This window comes from Roseibium sp. FZY0029, from assembly GCF_036350355.1.
Taxonomy (GTDB): Bacteria; Pseudomonadota; Alphaproteobacteria; order Rhizobiales; family Stappiaceae; genus Roseibium.
Map to the genome: position 1 here is coordinate 355,825 of NZ_JAZDVZ010000004.1, position 16,864 is coordinate 372,688.

Annotated in this window: 12 protein-coding genes and 1 tRNA gene; 8 read left to right on the forward strand and 5 right to left on the reverse strand. The window is 61.1% G+C overall.

The window, feature by feature from the left end:
* Window positions 1-498: 498 nt before the first annotated feature.
* Window positions 499-3,939 carry a pyruvate carboxylase gene (gene pyc / locus V1T76_RS13290; RefSeq protein WP_330561133.1) on the reverse strand — a complete coding sequence of 1,147 codons (3,441 nt, stop codon included), beginning with the start codon at window positions 3,937-3,939 and terminating at the stop codon, window positions 499-501.
* Between the two features lie 800 nt (window positions 3,940-4,739).
* Here pyc and V1T76_RS13295 point away from each other — a divergent pair.
* The 5 genes from V1T76_RS13295 to V1T76_RS13315 all read left to right on the forward strand — a co-directional run bounded on the left by V1T76_RS13295 (window position 4,740) and on the right by V1T76_RS13315 (window position 10,928).
* Window positions 4,740-7,886 (forward strand): helicase-related protein, encoded by a 3,147-nt coding sequence (locus V1T76_RS13295; protein ID WP_330561134.1) that lies wholly within the window; start codon window positions 4,740-4,742, stop codon window positions 7,884-7,886.
* Window positions 7,887-7,921: 35 nt separating this feature from the next.
* Complete coding sequence (locus V1T76_RS13300; RefSeq protein WP_330561447.1) at window positions 7,922-8,287, forward strand: RNA-binding S4 domain-containing protein; 366 nt, start codon at window positions 7,922-7,924, stop codon at window positions 8,285-8,287.
* 215 nt (window positions 8,288-8,502) lie between these two features.
* Complete coding sequence (fdxA, locus tag V1T76_RS13305; protein ID WP_006936600.1) at window positions 8,503-8,835, forward strand: ferredoxin FdxA; 333 nt, start codon at window positions 8,503-8,505, stop codon at window positions 8,833-8,835.
* Between the two features lie 456 nt (window positions 8,836-9,291).
* Window positions 9,292-9,876 carry a CarD family transcriptional regulator gene (locus V1T76_RS13310; protein ID WP_006936606.1) on the forward strand — a complete coding sequence of 195 codons (585 nt, stop codon included), beginning with the start codon at window positions 9,292-9,294 and terminating at the stop codon, window positions 9,874-9,876.
* 188 nt (window positions 9,877-10,064) lie between these two features.
* The gene (locus tag V1T76_RS13315) at window positions 10,065-10,928 is read left to right on the forward strand and encodes an RNA polymerase factor sigma-32 (protein WP_006936607.1); all 864 of its coding nucleotides are present in this window, start codon (window positions 10,065-10,067) and stop codon (window positions 10,926-10,928) included.
* 86 nt (window positions 10,929-11,014) lie between these two features.
* Here V1T76_RS13315 and V1T76_RS13320 read toward each other — a convergent pair whose 3' ends face one another.
* Window positions 11,015-12,541: a M48 family metalloprotease gene (locus V1T76_RS13320; protein ID WP_330561135.1), complete on the reverse strand. Its 1,527-nt coding sequence runs from the start codon at window positions 12,539-12,541 to the stop codon at window positions 11,015-11,017.
* The gene (locus V1T76_RS13325) at window positions 12,501-13,406 is read right to left on the reverse strand and encodes a hypothetical protein (protein ID WP_330561136.1); all 906 of its coding nucleotides are present in this window, start codon (window positions 13,404-13,406) and stop codon (window positions 12,501-12,503) included. Before V1T76_RS13325 ends, V1T76_RS13320 begins: the two co-directional genes overlap by 41 nt.
* 382 nt (window positions 13,407-13,788) lie before the next feature.
* Between V1T76_RS13325 and V1T76_RS13330 the strand changes: the two genes are divergently transcribed.
* Window positions 13,789-13,865 (forward strand) — tRNA-Arg (locus tag V1T76_RS13330).
* Window positions 13,866-14,026: 161 nt separating this feature from the next.
* Here the strand turns inward: V1T76_RS13330 and V1T76_RS13335 are convergent.
* Together V1T76_RS13335 and V1T76_RS13340 are read right to left on the reverse strand one after the other, a co-directional pair.
* Entirely contained in the window at window positions 14,027-14,173 is a 147-nt protein-coding gene (locus V1T76_RS13335) for a hypothetical protein (protein WP_006936611.1), read from the reverse strand.
* Between the two features lie 334 nt (window positions 14,174-14,507).
* Window positions 14,508-15,239, reverse strand: coding sequence for a FadR/GntR family transcriptional regulator (locus tag V1T76_RS13340; RefSeq protein WP_330561137.1), 732 nt, complete (start codon window positions 15,237-15,239; stop codon window positions 14,508-14,510).
* Between the two features lie 148 nt (window positions 15,240-15,387).
* On the opposite strand from V1T76_RS13340, the gene V1T76_RS13345 reads away from it, so the two are divergent.
* Both V1T76_RS13345 and V1T76_RS13350 read left to right on the forward strand, forming a co-directional pair.
* Complete coding sequence (locus V1T76_RS13345) at window positions 15,388-16,215, forward strand: DUF2182 domain-containing protein (protein WP_330561138.1); 828 nt, start codon at window positions 15,388-15,390, stop codon at window positions 16,213-16,215.
* Between the two features lie 10 nt (window positions 16,216-16,225).
* Window positions 16,226-16,852 (forward strand): DUF1326 domain-containing protein, encoded by a 627-nt coding sequence (locus V1T76_RS13350; protein WP_023002616.1) that lies wholly within the window; start codon window positions 16,226-16,228, stop codon window positions 16,850-16,852.
* The last annotated feature ends 12 nt before the right edge of the window (window positions 16,853-16,864 follow it).

The following is a 16,864-nucleotide window of genomic DNA, read 5'->3' on the forward strand; positions in this document are numbered from 1 at the left end:
AAATGCGGGCGATGCCCCAGGAAAAGACAGGGCGCACGCGATTTGCACTTGGCCGGGAATACTGGATCCCGGGTCTGCGATACGCTTCGCCCGGGATGACAATCTGTAGTCGGGAGGCCATCGAAAAAGCCCGTCAAGACAGGTCTTTAACATAATCCTGAGCCACATCCACTGTCATTCCGGACAAGCGAGGCACAGCCGAGCGCTGATCCGGAATCCAGACATCAGCGTGAGCGCAGCGAACACCAAACACTCAAGCTGGACTATCGACGCGCTTTCAGCGCGACAAATGTCTGGATTCCGGATCTACGTGCAACGGTGTTGCACTTGTCCGGAATGACACTGGCGGAGGCTCAGACGCCTCGAATTCGGCAACACTAATAACCGGAACATCACCGGACTCGCCTGCGCCTCTCCCCCCAAATGACGGACGCCAGGGAAACAAAAAGCCGCCCGAAATCGCTCCGGGCGGCTTTTGAAAAAGGTGTCGCAAGCGGTCTAGCTTTCGAAGACGACCAGAAGGTCCTTCGCGTCGATCTGGGAGCCCGGTGAAACCAGAACTTCCTTCACCTTGCCATCGCGTTCGGCGTGAAGCGCGGTTTCCATTTTCATGGCTTCGATCGAGACCAGCACATCGCCTGCGGTCACGTCCTGACCGGTAGTGACAGCCACCGTGGAGATCACGCCCGGCATTGGTGCACCGACATGGGCGGCGTTGCCGTCCTCTGCCTTGCGCATCGTGGCGGCACCGGTTGCGCCGTGGGCACGGTCCGGAACCTTGATGATGCGCGGCTGGCCGTTGAGCTCGAAGAACACCTTCTTCTCGCCCTTCTCGTCGGTTTCGCCAATCGCCTGGCAGCGGATCACCAGCGTCTTGCCCGCTTCCAGGTCGACGGAGATCTCGTCGCCCGGCTCAAGACCGTAGAAATAGACCGGGGTCGGCAAGACGGAGGTCGGACCGTATTGCTGCTGGGCCTTGTCGAAGTCGGTGAACACCTTCGGATACATCAGATAGGAGGCAAGCTCGATGTCGCTGATGTCGTGGCCGGTTTTCTCCGAAACCGTCTTGCGCTCCGCATCAAGATCGGCCTCCTTCAAGAGAGAACCCGGACGAACGGTAATCGGAGCCTCGCCCTTCAGAACCTTTTTCTGAAGGGCTTTCGGCCATCCGCCGGGAGACTGGCCGAGATCGCCGTGCAGCATCTTGACGACGCTGTCCGGGAACGCCACGTCCTTGGCCGGATCCTCGACTTCCGCCACACTCAGCCCCTGGCTGACCATCATCAAAGCCATGTCGCCGACGACCTTGGAAGACGGCGTCACCTTGACGATGTCGCCGAACATCATGTTGACGTCGGCATAGGCCTGCGCGACCTCGTGCCAGCGGGTTTCCAGTCCGAGCGAACGGGCCTGTTCCTTGAGGTTGGTGAACTGGCCGCCCGGCATTTCATGCAGGTAGACTTCCGACGCGCCGAAGCGCAGATCGCTTTCGAAGGCCCGGTACTGGGTGCGCACGGCTTCCCAGTAGAACGAGATCTGGCGGATGGTCTTGGCATCGAGACCGGTGTCCCGCTCAGACCCGCGCAGGGCTTCCACGATGGAGCCGAGGCATGGCTGGGACGTCAGGCCGGACAGCGCGTCCATGGCCGCATCCACCGCATCCGCCCCCGCTTCGACCGCAGCCAGAACAGTGGCCGCGGCAATGCCCGAGGTATCATGCGTGTGGAAGTGGATCGGCAGGCCGACTTCCTGCTTCAAGGTCCGGATCAGAACCCTGGCGGCTTCCGGCTTCAACAGGCCGGCCATGTCCTTGAGGCCCAGGATATGCGCGCCGGCGGCTTCCAGTTCCTTGGCGAGGCCGACGTAGTATTTCAGGTCGTATTTCGGCCGGGCACTGTCCAGCATGTCGCCGGTGTAGCAGAGCACGCCTTCGCAAAGCTTGCCCGCTTCCTGGACCGCATCCATGGAAACACGCATGTTCTCCACCCAGTTGAGGCAGTCGAACACGCGGAAAAGGTCAATGCCGTTTTCCGCAGCTTCCGCCACGAAATACTTGACCACATTGTCCGGATAGTTGGTGTAGCCGACGCCGTTGGAACCACGCAGCAGCATCTGCAACAGGATGTTCGGCGCCTTTTCCCGGATCTTGTGCAGGCGCTCCCAGGGGCTTTCGGTCAGAAAGCGCATGGCGACGTCGAAGGTTGCCCCGCCCCAGCACTCCAGCGAGAACAGGCTCGGCAGGCCGGCTGCATAGGCGTCCGCGATGTTGATGATGTCGTGGGTGCGCATGCGGGTGGCCAGCAGCGACTGATGCGCATCGCGCATGGTCGTGTCGGTCACCAGCGTCCGCGTCTGGTCCTTCATCCAGTCGGCAAAGCCCTTCGGCCCCAACTCGTCCAGAAGCTGGCGTGTGCCGGATGGTTTGGCGTCGCCGAAATTCGGGATGACGGGCGCGGCGACATCCTTCGGCGGACGGGCTCGGCTCTTGGTTTCCGGATGCCCGTTCACTGAAACATCGGCGATATAGGTCAGAAGCTTGGTCGCCCGGTCCTGACGCTTGGTCTGTTCGAATAGCGCCGGCGTCTCGTCAATGAAACGGGTTGTATAATTGTTGGCCTTGAAATCGGCATGGCTGATGATGTTCTCCAGGAACACCAGGTTGGTGGCCACGCCGCGGATGCGGAATTCGCGCAAGGCGCGGTCCATGCGCTTGCGGGCGTCTTCGGCAGTCGGCGCCCAGGCCGTCACCTTTTCCAGAAGCGGATCATAGAAACGGGTTATGACCGCGCCGGAATAGGCCGTTCCGCCGTCCAGGCGGATGCCGAAGCCGGTGGCTCCGCGATAGGCGGTGATGCGGCCGTAATCCGGTATGAAGTTCTGCTCCGGGTCTTCGGTCGTGATACGGCACTGCAGGGCATGGCCGTGAAGTTGGATCTGGTCCTGGGAGGGAACGCCGCTTTCCGGTGTGCCGATCTTCTCGCCTTCGCAGATCTTGATCTGCGCCTGCACGATATCGATGCCGGTGACTTCTTCCGTCACCGTATGCTCCACCTGAACGCGCGGGTTCACCTCGATGAAGTAGATATCGCCGGTGTCGGCATCCATCAGGAATTCGACGGTGCCGGCACCGCGGTAATTCACCGCCCGGCCGATCTTCAGCCCGTATTCGCAAAGCTCCGCCCGCTTTTCGGCCGACAGATATGGCGCGGGGGCGCGTTCGACCACTTTCTGGTGGCGGCGCTGGATGGAACAGTCGCGCTCGAACAGATGAACCACGTTTTCGCCGTCGCCCAGGATCTGCACTTCAACGTGGCGCGCCCGCTGAACCAGCTTCTCCAGATAAATCTCGTCCTTGCCGAAGGCTGCCTTGGCTTCGCGCTTGGCTGCCACAACTTCCTTGGAAAGGGTCGCCTCGTCCGGAATGACGCGCATTCCGCGGCCGCCGCCGCCCCAGGAAGCCTTGAGCATGACCGGATAGCCGATGTCGGCCGCCTGGCGCTTGATCTCGTCCATGTCGTCCGGCAGGGGATCGGTGGCCGGCATCACCGGCACACCGGCCTCGATGGCCAGATTGCGGGCGGCAACCTTGTTGCCCAGACGGCGCATGGTTTCCGACTTCGGCCCGATGAAGGTGATGCCCGCTTCCTCGCAGGCATCCACGAACTCGGGACTTTCGGACAGAAGGCCGTAACCCGGGTGAATGGCGTCTGCGCCGGAGAGTTTGGCAACCCGGATAATCTCGTCGATGGAGAGGTACGCCTCGATGGGCCCGAGCCCCTTGCCGACCTGATACGCCTCATCGGACTTGAACCGGTGCAAGGCCAGTTTGTCCTGCTCGGCATAGATCGCGACGGTCTTCATGCCCAGTTCGTTGGCCGCACGGAACACCCGGATCGCGATTTCAGACCGGTTAGCAACGAGAATTTTTGTTATCGCCAAACGCCTTCTCCCCCTAATTTTGCGCAAAACAAAAGCCTGTTTCGGCAAGATTTCTACTTTGGTCGGACGCACTTGAAAAGAGCCAGACGCCATGTCCTTTTTTTAACCTGGAAAAAATTTTTGCGCCTGCGCCCGTAACCGGCGGAAAATGAACATTAATTCGATTTAAATCCTGAGAGTATCAGCCTTTTCAAAAAAGGTGCAGCGCAGCAATTGGAGCATCGATACGGCGGCTGCGACCTGTAAAACCGACCTTGGGACCACCGTGAGCCATTTCGGGACACATTCCTGTCAGACATCGCGAAAGCCTCGTCAGCCACCCGGTCCGGTTAGACAGAAACCCGCGGCAAGCCCACTAGATCTTGTGAGAACAAATCCGCAACCGGCTTGAATCAGCGATTCGGACGGGATTCGTTCACCCTGTGTGCCGAAGTAAACGCCGTCCGCCTGATAGGGCATATCGGCGTTTTTCAAAAATTAATCATTGACAGCGATTCGAGCCAAATCAGCACCCCCCACTCAAAATGACTCAAGTTCTTGACCAGATTCACGATTTGGTGCCTCTACCCACACTTGAAACCACATGTCGTAGGGAACAAATCCTGAATCGCCCGGAGTCGCCGATTCGGTTTCGGTTTGTTCCAGAGTCGTTCTCCACAACATTTTTCGACCGCCAAAAACCTGACTGACTGGCCAAAAGAATAAGGACATGCCCGCCTCGGCTGTGCTAGACACGCCACACCAGATATAGGCGCTACCCGTTTGCGCCGGTCCGAAGAAAGCCGATCACAAGCCTCTCCATGCCCCGCCCCCAGACCATGCCGCTGCCGCCGTCTGCCCGGTCCCGCACAGTGACGGCCGTGCTCGGACCGACCAATACCGGCAAGACCCACCTCGCCATCGAACGCATGCTGGCCCAGCCGTCCGGGCTGATCGGATTGCCGCTGCGCCTGCTCGCGCGCGAAGTCTATAACCGTGTTGCCGACCGTGCCGGTCCGGACGCGGTTGCCCTGATCACCGGCGAGGAAAAGATCGTCCCGAAGAACCCGCGTTTCTGGGTGTCGACGGTTGAAGCCATGCCGCTGGACCTGAAGACGGACTTCGTCGCCATTGACGAGGTGCAGCTTGCCGGCAACCTTGACCGCGGCCACGTCTTTACCGACCGCATCCTGAATGTGCGCGGCCAGTCCGAAACGCTTCTGCTGGGCGCGGCCACCGCCCGTCCGCTGCTGGAAAAGCTGCTGCCGGGCCTCAACGTGGTCACGCGGCCCCGCATGTCGGTACTGGAATATGCAGGCTCCAAGAAGGTTTCGCGTCTGCCGGCCCGCTCTGCCATCGTCGCCTTTTCGTCTGATGAAGTCTATTCCATCGCCGAGCTTATCCGCCGCCAGCGCGGCGGGGCTGCCGTGGTGCTCGGCTCGCTGAGCCCGCGCACGCGCAACGCCCAGGTGGAACTGTTCCAGAACGGCGATGTCGACCATCTGGTGGCGACCGATGCCATCGGCATGGGGCTGAACCTCGACGTCCATCACATCGCCTTTGCCGGCAACCGCAAATACGACGGCTATCAGTACCGCCAGCTCACCGCTTCGGAGATGGGTCAGATCGCCGGACGGGCCGGCCGCCACACCAAGGACGGCACCTTCGGGGTGACCGGACGGGTCGATCCGCTGGACGACCATCTGATCGAACAGATCGAAAGTCACCATTTCGACAGCCTGAAAGTGCTGCAATGGCGCAACAGTGCGCTGGATTTTTCGTCGGCAAACGCTTTGCGTTCCAGCCTCGACATGGTGCCCCGGGAAGAGGGTCTCGCCAGGGCACCCATCGGTGACGACATCACCGCCCTTGAACATTTATTGCGCGATCCCGCAATATCCGGCATGGCAAATGGCCAAAAAGCGGTCGAATTGCTATGGGACGTGTGCCAGGTCCCCGACTATCGTAAGATCGCCCCGGCGAACCACGCAGAGTTGCTGAACACCATTTACACCCATCTGATGCAGGACAATGCGATCGCCGATGACTGGTTCTCGCGTCAATTGGCCTTCGCAGACCGCACAGATGGTGATATCGACACTCTCGCAAACCGGATTGCACATATCCGGACCTGGACCTATGTCGCCAACCGTCCCGACTGGCTGGCCGATCCGGCCCACTGGCAGGGCGAGACACGCGACATAGAAGACAAACTATCTGACGCCCTTCACGAGCGGCTCACGCAGCGGTTCGTGGATCGGCGTACAAGTGTATTGATGCGACGTTTGAGAGAGAACGCAATGCTGGAAGCGGAAATTACATCGAGCGGCGATGTGCTCGTGGAAGGTCAGCACATCGGAAATCTGCTTGGCTTCCGGTTTGCCCCTGACGCGGCAGCGGAAGGACCGGACGGCAAGACCGTGCGCGCCGCCGCGCAAAAAGCCCTGACGACCGAAATCGAGTCCCGTGCGGACAAGCTCGGCAAGTCCGAGAACTCCGATTTCGTGCTGACCTCCGAAGCGGTGATCCGCTGGCGCGGCGAACCCGTGGCAAAACTTGTTGCCGGGGAAGAAGTGCTGGCACCGGTTGTCCTGCTTTTGGCGGACGAACACCTGACCGGCCCGGCACGCGACAGCGTGCAGGCGCGGCTGGACCTGTGGGTCAAGGCTCAGATCGATACACTGCTGAAACCGCTTGTGGACCTGAAGGCCGGCGAAGGTCTGGAAGGCCTTGCCCGCGGCATCGCGTTCCGCATCGTCGAAGGCCTCGGCATTCTGGAACGCCACGAGGCTGCCGACGAAATCCGTCAGCTGGATCAGGACATGCGCGCCAGCTTGCGCAAGCACGGCATCCGCTTCGGCGCCTACACCGTGTTCGTGCCGGCCCTGCTGAAGCCGGCACCGAGCCAGCTTCTGGCGCAGCTCTGGGCCCTGAAGCACGGCTCGCTGGACATGAACGGCATGGCCGAACTGCCCCAGCTTTCCGCGTCCGGCCGCACCTCCATTCCGGTGGACGAGACCATCGACAAGGCACTTTACAAGGTTGTCGGCTTCCGTGTGTGCGGCCCGCGCGCCGTTCGCGTCGACATTCTGGAACGCCTGGCCGACCTGATCCGTCCGCTGATCGCCTGGAAGCCGCTCGACGCGGAAGTCAGCCCGCCGGAAGGTGCGGTTGCAACCGGCGGCGGCTTTACCGTCACCGTTGCCATGACGTCCTTGCTCGGGTGCGCGGGCGAGGACTTTGCCGCCGTGTTGAAGTCTCTCGGCTACCGGTCCGAGACCAAGGAAGTGCAGCGCCCTGTCGCAGCCAAACCGGCGGCGGAAACAGCCCCGGAAACGCCGGCAGCAGAAACAGCTGCAACCGGAGAAGACGCTCCTGCTGAAGCTGCCGCCCCCGCGGAGGCTGCCACAGACGAGATGACCACTGCGGATGCAGCGGCCGAACCTGCCACGACGGAAAGCGCTGAAGCCCTCGCAGAAGAACCTGCCGCTGATGCAGCGCCTGTGACAGAGGCCGCAGAAGCGGCTGACGGCGCAACAGAAGCAACTGCCGAAGACGCGCCCGCTGAAGCATCTGCTGACACCGCAACTGCAGAAGCAGCACCGGAAGCGAAGGCAGACGGTGAAGCGGCTGAAGGTGACGCTGAGCTGGAAACCGTGTCCATCGAGATCTGGCGCCCGGGTCGGCACGACCGCCGTCCGCGCGGCCGTCAGGACCAGCGCCGCGGTGGCGACAATCGGCGCGACCAGGGTCAGGGCCAGGGTCGCGGTCCGAAGGGTGGTCAGGGTGAAAAACGTCACGGCAAGGGCGGACCGAAAGGCGAAGGCCGCGGACGCGGTGGCCAGAAGGGCTTTGACGGCGGCAACCGCCGCGACAAGGCCCCGAGGGACAAGCCGATTGATCCGAACTCGCCCTTCGCGGCCCTGATGGCCCTCAAGGCGAACATGGACAATAAGGACAAAAAGTAATTTCTGCGCCTGATAACACTGCTGCCGGTGGCAGCCTGCGCATAGACAAGTGGCTCTGGTACGCCAGAGTCACCAAATCCCGCTCCCTTGCCCAGAAGCTGGCAACATCCGGCCATGTCCGGGTGAACAAGGACAAGATCGATTCCGCCAGCAAGACGGTCAGGACCGGCGACGTTCTGACGATCGGCCTGGAGCGCCGCATCCTCGTCCTGAAGATCCTCGCCCTCGGCACCAGACGCGGCCCCTATGAAGAAGCCCGCAAGCTGTATGAGGATCTTTCGCCCCCGCCTCCGCCGAAGGATGCCCCGCCGCCTGCCGCACCCGGACAGCGCGATGCCGGCGCAGGCCGTCCGACCAAGCGCGAGCGCCGGAAAATTGACGCGTTCCGCGGCGGCGACTGACACCGTTTCCCGCCAGAGGCCCGAAAACAGAAAAACTTTCTCTTTCCGGCCCGGACTGCGTCATCCAGAGCGCTTGCGCCGGTTTGACAAAAACGATACCCAACATCTGCACCAGACGTTATACGTGCGCCTTCGTTGAAAGAGCGGCACGAAACTGACCGCCAGGGCCTTGCGCGAAACGGCTGCAGACCGCCCGGCGCCGAATGAGGATAGCGATGACCTACGTCGTCACGGACAATTGCATCAAATGCAAATACACCGACTGTGTTGAAGTCTGCCCGGTGGACTGTTTCTACGAGGGTGAGAATTTCCTCGTCATCAATCCGGACGAATGTATCGACTGCGGTGTCTGCGAGCCGGAATGCCCGGCGGAGGCGATTTTGCCGGACACGGAGCCCGGCCTCGAGAAATGGATCGAGATCAACGCCGAATACTCTGAAAAGTGGCCGAACATCACCGAGAAAAAAGATCCTTTGCCGGACGCTGAAGAGTTTGATGGCAAGGAAAACAAGTTTGAAAAGTTCTTTTCGCCGAATCCTGCTTCCTGATTCGGGCAAAATGCTTATGCGGCAGACTGCCGCAAGACAAATGAGAACCGCTTAAAACAGTGATTCTTCCATGATTTTCAGGCACCTGCCCGGGGCGACCGGGTGGGGCCGTTGTGGTGTTTTGGCACCAACAAAGCTCAGTACTTTAATTTTCCACAAAAGTGTGGTAGACATGGAAGATAGTCGCCAACCACGAGAACAACCCCCAAAACGGAGTCTTTGAAAACTGTTCCGGATCTTCACAACCGGACAGCTCAAGCTCCCGGCAGCCCACACGACTGAACAAGGTTCTAGAGTGGAAAACGTCGACTGACCAGCCCTGACACGCCGCATATCAACAGGCGTTCCATTGTGGATCGCACTGCGGGGTACGTGTCTCACAAGAACAGGGGACCGCACCGCGGTCCGTCATCGGTCCGAACCCGGACCGCCAACTGCGCAGGAGAGAATACGAGTATGGCAACGAACACCAAAAAGACCGCGCAGCGCCAAGGTTTCAAGACAGGCGAGTACATTGTTTATCCGGCGCATGGCGTCGGCCAGATTACCGCCATTGAAGAGCAGAAGGTTGCAGGTCACTCTTTGGAGTTGCTCGTGATCGTTTTTGAACAGGACAAGATGACCCTTCGTGTCCCGGTGGCAAAGATTGCCTCCGTCGGCATGCGCAAGCTTGGCGACCCTGCGGCCGTCAAGAAGGCTCTCGAAACCGTTCGTGGCCGCCCGCGCGTGAAGCGGACGATGTGGAGCCGCCGCGCTCAGGAATATGAAGCCAAGATCAATTCCGGCGACCTGATCTCGATCTCTGAAGTGGTTCGCGATCTTTTCCGCTCTGAAAACCAGCCGGAACAGTCCTACTCTGAACGCCAGCTCTATGAAGCTGCGCTTGACCGTATGGCCCGCGAAATCGCGGCAGTGAACAAATGTTCCGAAACCGAAGCGGTCAAGCAGATCGAACAGAACCTGGCAAAATCTCCGAGCCGCATCAAAGCCGCTGAAGAAGCTGCAGCGGAAGACGACGAGGACAAGGAAGAAGCCGCTTGATCCAGGCGGACTTTCCTTGCGAAAAAACGACGAGGGCCTGGAGAAATCCGGGCCCTTTTCCATTTAAGGCTGCATCCATGCGGTCCGTTCACGCGAATGTGTGCAAAAACTGCCCCAACGGAATCGATAAGTGATCTAACCTACGCTTCGGTACGTATTTCCCCCGATAACATATCGGAGCGTCGATCATGTCCCAGAGCGAAAAACGTCAACTGGTCCGAGCCGCAATGAAAGCGCCCTACCTCACGCGTGAGGAAGAACTGGAGCTGGCGATACGCTGGCGCCAGGAACGGGATGAAAAAGCGCTTGAGAAATTGTCTCTGTCGCACATGCGCCTGGTCATTGCCGTTGCCTCGCGCTTTCGCAACTTCGGCCTGTCACTGGGTGACCTGATCCAGGAAGGCCACGTCGGCCTGCTGGAAGCGGCTGCACGGTTCGAACCGGAACGGGAAGTCCGCTTTTCCACCTACGCCACATGGTGGATCCGCGCCTCCATTCAGGATTACATCCTGCGCAACTGGTCGATCGTTCGTGGCGGCACCTCCTCCTCCCAGAAAGCCCTGTTCTTCAACCTAAGGCGCTTGCGCGCGAAGCTCTCCGGCAATCAGACACCGCTTACGGACAGCGAGCTTCATCAGAAGATCGCAGATGCAATCGGCGTCAAACAGTCCGACGTTGCGCTGATGAATGCGCGTCTGTCCGGTCCCGACACGTCCTTGAATGCGCCGGTGACCGACAGCGAAGGCTCCAGCGCCGACCGCCAGGACTTCCTCGTCTCCGACGCCCCGCTTCCGGACGAAATCGTCACGGTCAGCATCGATACCGAACGCCGCCAGCGCTGGCTTTCCTCCGCGCTAGAGGTCCTCAGCGAACGTGAATTGAAGATCGTGCGCGAAAGACGCCTGTCGGAAGACGGCGCCACCCTGGAATCGCTTGGCGTGAAGCTCGGCATTTCCAAGGAGCGCGTTCGCCAGATCGAAAGCCGGGCCATGGAAAAACTGAAATCCGCTCTGCTTGCGGCCCAGCCCGACCGGGCCGCCTACAGCACCTGACAGCTATCTCCTCCAAGTAACTCTGACAGGCGGGCCTTATGGTCCGCCTTTTTTTGAGCTTCTCAGGGAAACCGCTCGGATAGCCCTCAGTCGACGATCAGCTTGATAGCCGTGCCGGCCGGGATCGGCTGGTTCGCATCCAGGTCGTTCAGGATAGTGAAGAATTCCAACCGCCGCGATGGCTCGACCCCGCTCATGCCGATGGCCAGTTTACGCGCCGTGTCGCCCGGCTTGGCGGTGACGACCTTGATCCTGAGCGAGCGCAGGCGGGCCCGTTCGGTGGGCGAAAGCTGCTGGAAGCTTTCCACCGTCTGATGGAAGTCCCGGTCGAAGGTGTCGTTGGGTGAACGGCTGGCGAAGATGAAGCGATACCCTGTCTTGCCGATCCGCACCACAGCAATGCGGAAGGACCAGCCCTGGGTAATGGCCGCCCCGGTGACAGCCGGCAGACCGTTGATCGTCGTCTCGCGCACGCTTTCGGGCAGAAGCCCGTTGATCCAGCCGGAATTCATATAGTCGCGCAGGCTGGAATAGCTGCTGACATCGGCACCGTCGAAGCGGATCGCCGTGCCGTCGCCATTGCTGGCCAGCACGGCTTCAGGCGTGTTTTCCAGAATGTAGCCGGCAGGCACGGTGTAACTGATGCCGAGCGCCTTGTGCAGGAACGAACGGCCACGGACGAAGCCTTCCAGCGGGTCGTCACCAAACAGCATGCCGTCGATCTGGCTGAGATAGCGCGTGCGGTCCCGCTCGCCGATCCCCGGCGCACCGATCTGCCGCGCCGCGCGAATGGCGATCTGCAGCCGTTCCGGTGTCGAAGGGTGCGACGACAGGAAGTCCGGCGCGGTCGAGCCCGACTTGTCGGCGGACTGATATTGCGCGAAGGCCGCCATGGACCGCAGGAAGCGGGCAGCCGCATAGGGGTCGAAGCCTGCTCTTGCGAGCGTCTTCACGCCAATGTCGTCAGCCTCCAGCTCCTGCACCTGGCTGAAGCGGGCAAAGGAAAGCTGAGACGAAATGATCGCCTTGCGGGCTTCCTCGCTGTCCTGCACGACATCGGTCAGGATCTTGTTGGCAAGCTGCTTGGCTTCGGCGCGCTGCTGGCGCTTGATCGCGTGGTTGGCCGTCACATGGGCCATCTCGTGCGCCAGTACGGCAGCCACTTCCGACGTATCATTGGCAAGGGCCAGCAACCCGCGCGTGACGTAGAGATACCCGCCCGGCAGGGCAAAGGCGTTGATGGCCGGCGAATTCAAAATGGTGATCTTGTAGCTTTGCGACGGATCTTCCGAAGCCGCCACCAGCCGGCCGACGACGCTGGCAACAGCGCGCTCGGCGCCGGCGTCCTTGTAGACACCGCCATAGGTGGCCACCACACGTGGATGCTCGCGCTCGCCGATATCGGCCGCAAGGTTGGGGCGCAACGTGCCCGGCGTTACCGTGCCGACGGTCGGGCCATCGCCAAGGAACTGGCAGGAGGCCACAAGAAGCGCGGTCCCGCCTGCAACAAGGGTGCGCAGCCAGGCCCGGCGCAGACCGCGTCGTGCGGGCAAACATGCCGGCTGACGGAAATCAGTTGCTGCTTTGGCCGTCACGTCCTGCCCTTTTGTCATTCAGTACCACCAGTTGCTCCGGATGCCGGAGCACCATAGACGGCCCGTCCCGATCCTGAACGGAGCCGCGTATTTCGACAACCTGTCCTTCCAGGGCATCCAGCGTCCAGCCGAACCGTCCGAGGGCCGTATTGACGTCCTCCTCGTCAGAGGCCTTCAACGTGACCGTGAAATCCGTTTTCCAGTAATTGCCGAAGTTCAGATAACGGGTGCTGCGTGTTTTTCCAAGAGAAACAATACGCCCCCTCGCAATAACATAGTGCCCGGAAGCGCCGGTGAAAGACTTCGGCGCATCAGCGGAATAGACAAGTCGTGGCGCGCTCTTTCCCCACAGGCCCGCCTTGGCCTGGCTGGCCTGCGCTTCCGCAGCCCGCAAGGCATCCGCGCAGGCCGCACCTGCATGATCCGGCGCGAAGATGGCAACGCCTGCCCTCAAAAGATCCGCCTGCAGAAGCACGGCATCGCCGCCACTACCGGATGAAGCAAACACCCAACCGGGCGTCAGTCCCCAACGGTTTTCCGGCCCTGCCGGGAGGGCCGTCAACTCAACATCCGGCCGGGAGGCCAGATAGGCGCGCAAGCTTTGGTCGCCGCCATTTTGGCGGCCCACGATTTCTGCAGCTGGCGCAGGAACCTGAATATCGCCCACAAAAAAGCGCGCTCCGGAAGCGGAAACGAACACGGCGTCATTGTTGTCAAAAGTCACGGGAACGGCTTTTTCCGGCCTTTCCGCGCATGCAGCGTCGGCCTTCACCGGAACTAAGGGCGTCAGCGGCGCTTGCTCAGCGGCAAAGGCTGCTGGCGTGGCTACACCAACCGCAACACCCGCGACCAGAGCAACGCTGGCCGCGCGCAGGCTGGGCACCCGCGCCGTCTTCTTCCAACCCGCTGTCTGTTGCCTTTTCGGCACGTCCGATCCCTTCAGCTTCTGGCGCGAACCTCTTTCACCGCGCCTCCTGCAAGCAGACGACTCAAGGCGCACGTCACCCGGCAACAGGCATGGCACCGGGCAAGGCTGAGAAAGCGGTCACGACAAACCGCACTGCTAAGCAGCGAATAAGGCAAGTCCAAGACAGGTCGGTAAAACGGCGGTAAAAATGAGGAGACCAGCACGGCGCGGTAACGGCGCAGCCACGTCACCCGCACCCCGACCAAGCCTCCACCTGAAACAATCCCCACCAGAGCCAACAGTCTGATGCAGCCAGGGGTCGCCACGGACGCCAAATCATGCTAATCGACCGCATTAAGGCCCCGTAGCTCAGCAGGATAGAGCATCAGATTCCTAATCTGAGGGTCGCGCGTTCGAATCGCGCCGGGGTCACCAGCTTCCAAAAAAGTCATTACGTGAGACGAAGCACGGCCGAGCAAGGATCGCTCAAGGCCGGATAAACGGCTGCGCGCAGGGGATGCAGCCGAGGCAAGTTGCATAAAACAAGTCTGGGCGCGCAGGCAAAAGGTGCCTGCGCCGGCAATGTGTCGGTGACCTTACGGCGTGACCGGTGTGTGCAGCGTCGTGACCGGAACGCCGGAAGCGACGGAGCTGTCGGTCAGGGCGTGGCTCGGGTTGGTGGCCTTTGTGGCGGCGACGCCTGCGAGGATCATGGCGACGATGGCGATGCTCCAGAATTTCATGGCACTTCTCCCTCAAGTGAAGACCGACCCTGCCAATGCAGGTGCGGCTTCTGTTCGGATCTGTGCACCCGGCCAGATGGGCCCGGGTGCACAAAAGCCAAGCTTTTCGAACAGTGGTGGATCCGGCGACTGTCTCGGCAGACGCGGGAGGAAAATCCGCCACGATTCGAACTTCGACTTTCGTCTATATTAGACTTTAGGATGAGATCAGGCAATGCCGTAGAGTTACCTATGCCTTAACATGCTGGAACAAAAGGGTTTTCCGGCCGATTTTCGCCCGAAATGGCCCTTCCGCGGCATCCCGAAAACGATAGATAACGCTTGAGCGGCGACGCTAGGCGCTGCGCGGCTTGCGCCTTTGCGCTGCAAGTTCCCGCGTATAGGCCGACAGGGCGTCCAGATGCTGCGCAGCCCCGGCGCTGTCCCGCGCGGCCAGCGCATTGGCCAGGGCCTGATGCAGGTCGGCGATCCGCTCGCGATCGCGCAGACGGTAAACCAGCATGTTCATGAGCGGCTGCATGGCCTCGAAGGCGGCCGACAGCTGGAAAATCAGGATCGGGTTGTCCGTCGCCCTTGCTACCGCCGAATGAAACGCGACATCCGACGCACAGAAGTCCTCGTCGCTCGTGTCCCGGTCTCTCTGTCGGGCAATCTCGCGGGCAAGCTCGGCAAGCTGATCGTCGGTGCGTTTTTCCGCCGCCAGCGGCAGGGCGGCAGCTTCCAGCGCGAAGCGGGCCTCGATGGCGTCTTCCAGCGGAATGTCGTTCATGCCGATCAGAAGACGCGTGGTCGTCATCAGGTTGTCCTGCGCCTCGGCCCAGGTCATCCGGTTGACGAAAGCCCCGCCGGAGGACCCGCGCTCGCTGCGGATCAGGTTTTGAGCGGCAAGCCGTTTCAGCGCTTCGCGCACCGTAGAGCGCGACACGCCGAAGCGCTCAGCCAGGTCGGCTTCGCTCGGCAGGCGCTCCTCACCGGCAAGCCGGCCTTCCAGAATGGCGTTGCGGATGGCATTGGCGATCTGGACCGAAAGGCCCTCTTTTTGAATCGTGTTGAATTCAATCGCCAAAAGAACCTCCGCATTTCGCCTGAACCCCGGCAAACCTAAAGAGGCTGCCCGGCACGGTCAAACGAATTGTTTAAATGTCTGACAATTAAATGTTTGACTTTTGCGGACCGCCCCCGCAGCCTAGGCGAAAATATATCGGGAGGATCGGGTGGACACCGTCGCACGGCTCATGCCTGGCAGCAGAACGCTCTGGCTGACCTTTTACGCCGCCATTCTGGCGGCCTGGGCCGTGCTGTTCGCCATGCAGGCAGGCGGCTTGCGGGACGCGGCAGACTGGCAACTGGCCAGACAGGTCGGTGGACTGCCGTTCGGACAGCCGCTGGAGGCATTCCTGTCGCTGTGCTCGGCAACGGCCGCCAATGCCGGCTTCAAAGCCGCCATCCTCATGTGGGCGCTGATGGCCCTGGCCATGATGGCGCCAACGGCCTTTCCTGCCTTTCGCACCTACGCACAACTGACGCAGACGTCCGCCGCCGGCAACTTGCCACTGGTTGCGCTGGTGAGCGGCTATCTGGCTATGTGGCTCGGCTTCTCGGGTCTGGCCGGGGCTCTTCAGGTCTGGCTGGCGGCGCAGGCGCTGCTCGATCCATTCGGGAAATCCGTTTCCAACTCGTTGAACGCGGCCCTGCTGCTGCTTGCGGGCGCCTATCAGTTCAGCCGGCTCAAGCAGGCCTGCCTCAGCTCCTGCCGCAACCCGCTGACCTTCTTCTTCAGCCATTGGCAGCCGGGGGCCAGGGGCGGGCTTTCACTTGGCCTCAGGCTTGGTGCCGTCTGCCTTGGGTGCTGCTGGGCCTTGATGCTGCTTGCCTTTGTTGCCGGCACCATGAACCTCGCCTTCATGGGGCTCGCCATGGTGCTGATGACGCTGGAAAAACTTCCCGACATCGGTGCGAAACTAACCGCACCACTCGGCGTTTTCCTCATTCTGGCCGGACTGGTTGTTCTGGTTCTGCCGTTATTGCCAATAACCATATAGGGAGAAAACCATGTCCGGCTGGGCCATCCGCGGGGAGCTGATCCTCAATTGCAACTGCACCGTCTTCTGCCCCTGCGTGGTGTCGCTCGGCAAGCACCCGCCCACAGAGGGGTACTGCCAGGCCTGGGCTGGCGTGCGCATTGACGAAGGCCACTATGAGGGCGAGGACCTCTCCGGGCTCAATGTCGGCCTGGTTCTGGAAATTCCCGGCCTGATGGCCCGCGGCAACTGGAAGGCCGCCGCCTATATCGACGAGCGCGCCAGCGAAGCGGCCTATGACGGGTTGATCAAGATCTTCTCCGGACAGGCCAAGGGCACCACCGGCCTGTTCCGGGTTCTGGTCAGCGAGTTTCTGGGCGCCGAACGCGCTCCGGTCTCCTACACCAACGAAGGCAAGAAACGCCGCCTGATCGTCGGCAAGGCGATCAAGGGCGAAGTGGAGCCGGTACGCGGCGCCAATCCGGACGAGGATATAGTCGTCAAGAACACCGAATACTGGATGGGTTCGGACATCACGGTTGCCACCGCCACTCAGGGGCGCGTGCGTGCTTACGGCCGGGTCTGGGATTTTGACGGCAGAAGTGCTGAAATCTGCCAGATCGACTGGTCCGGCCCGGCGGCGGAAGCCGCTGCCTGAAACCGCAGAGAA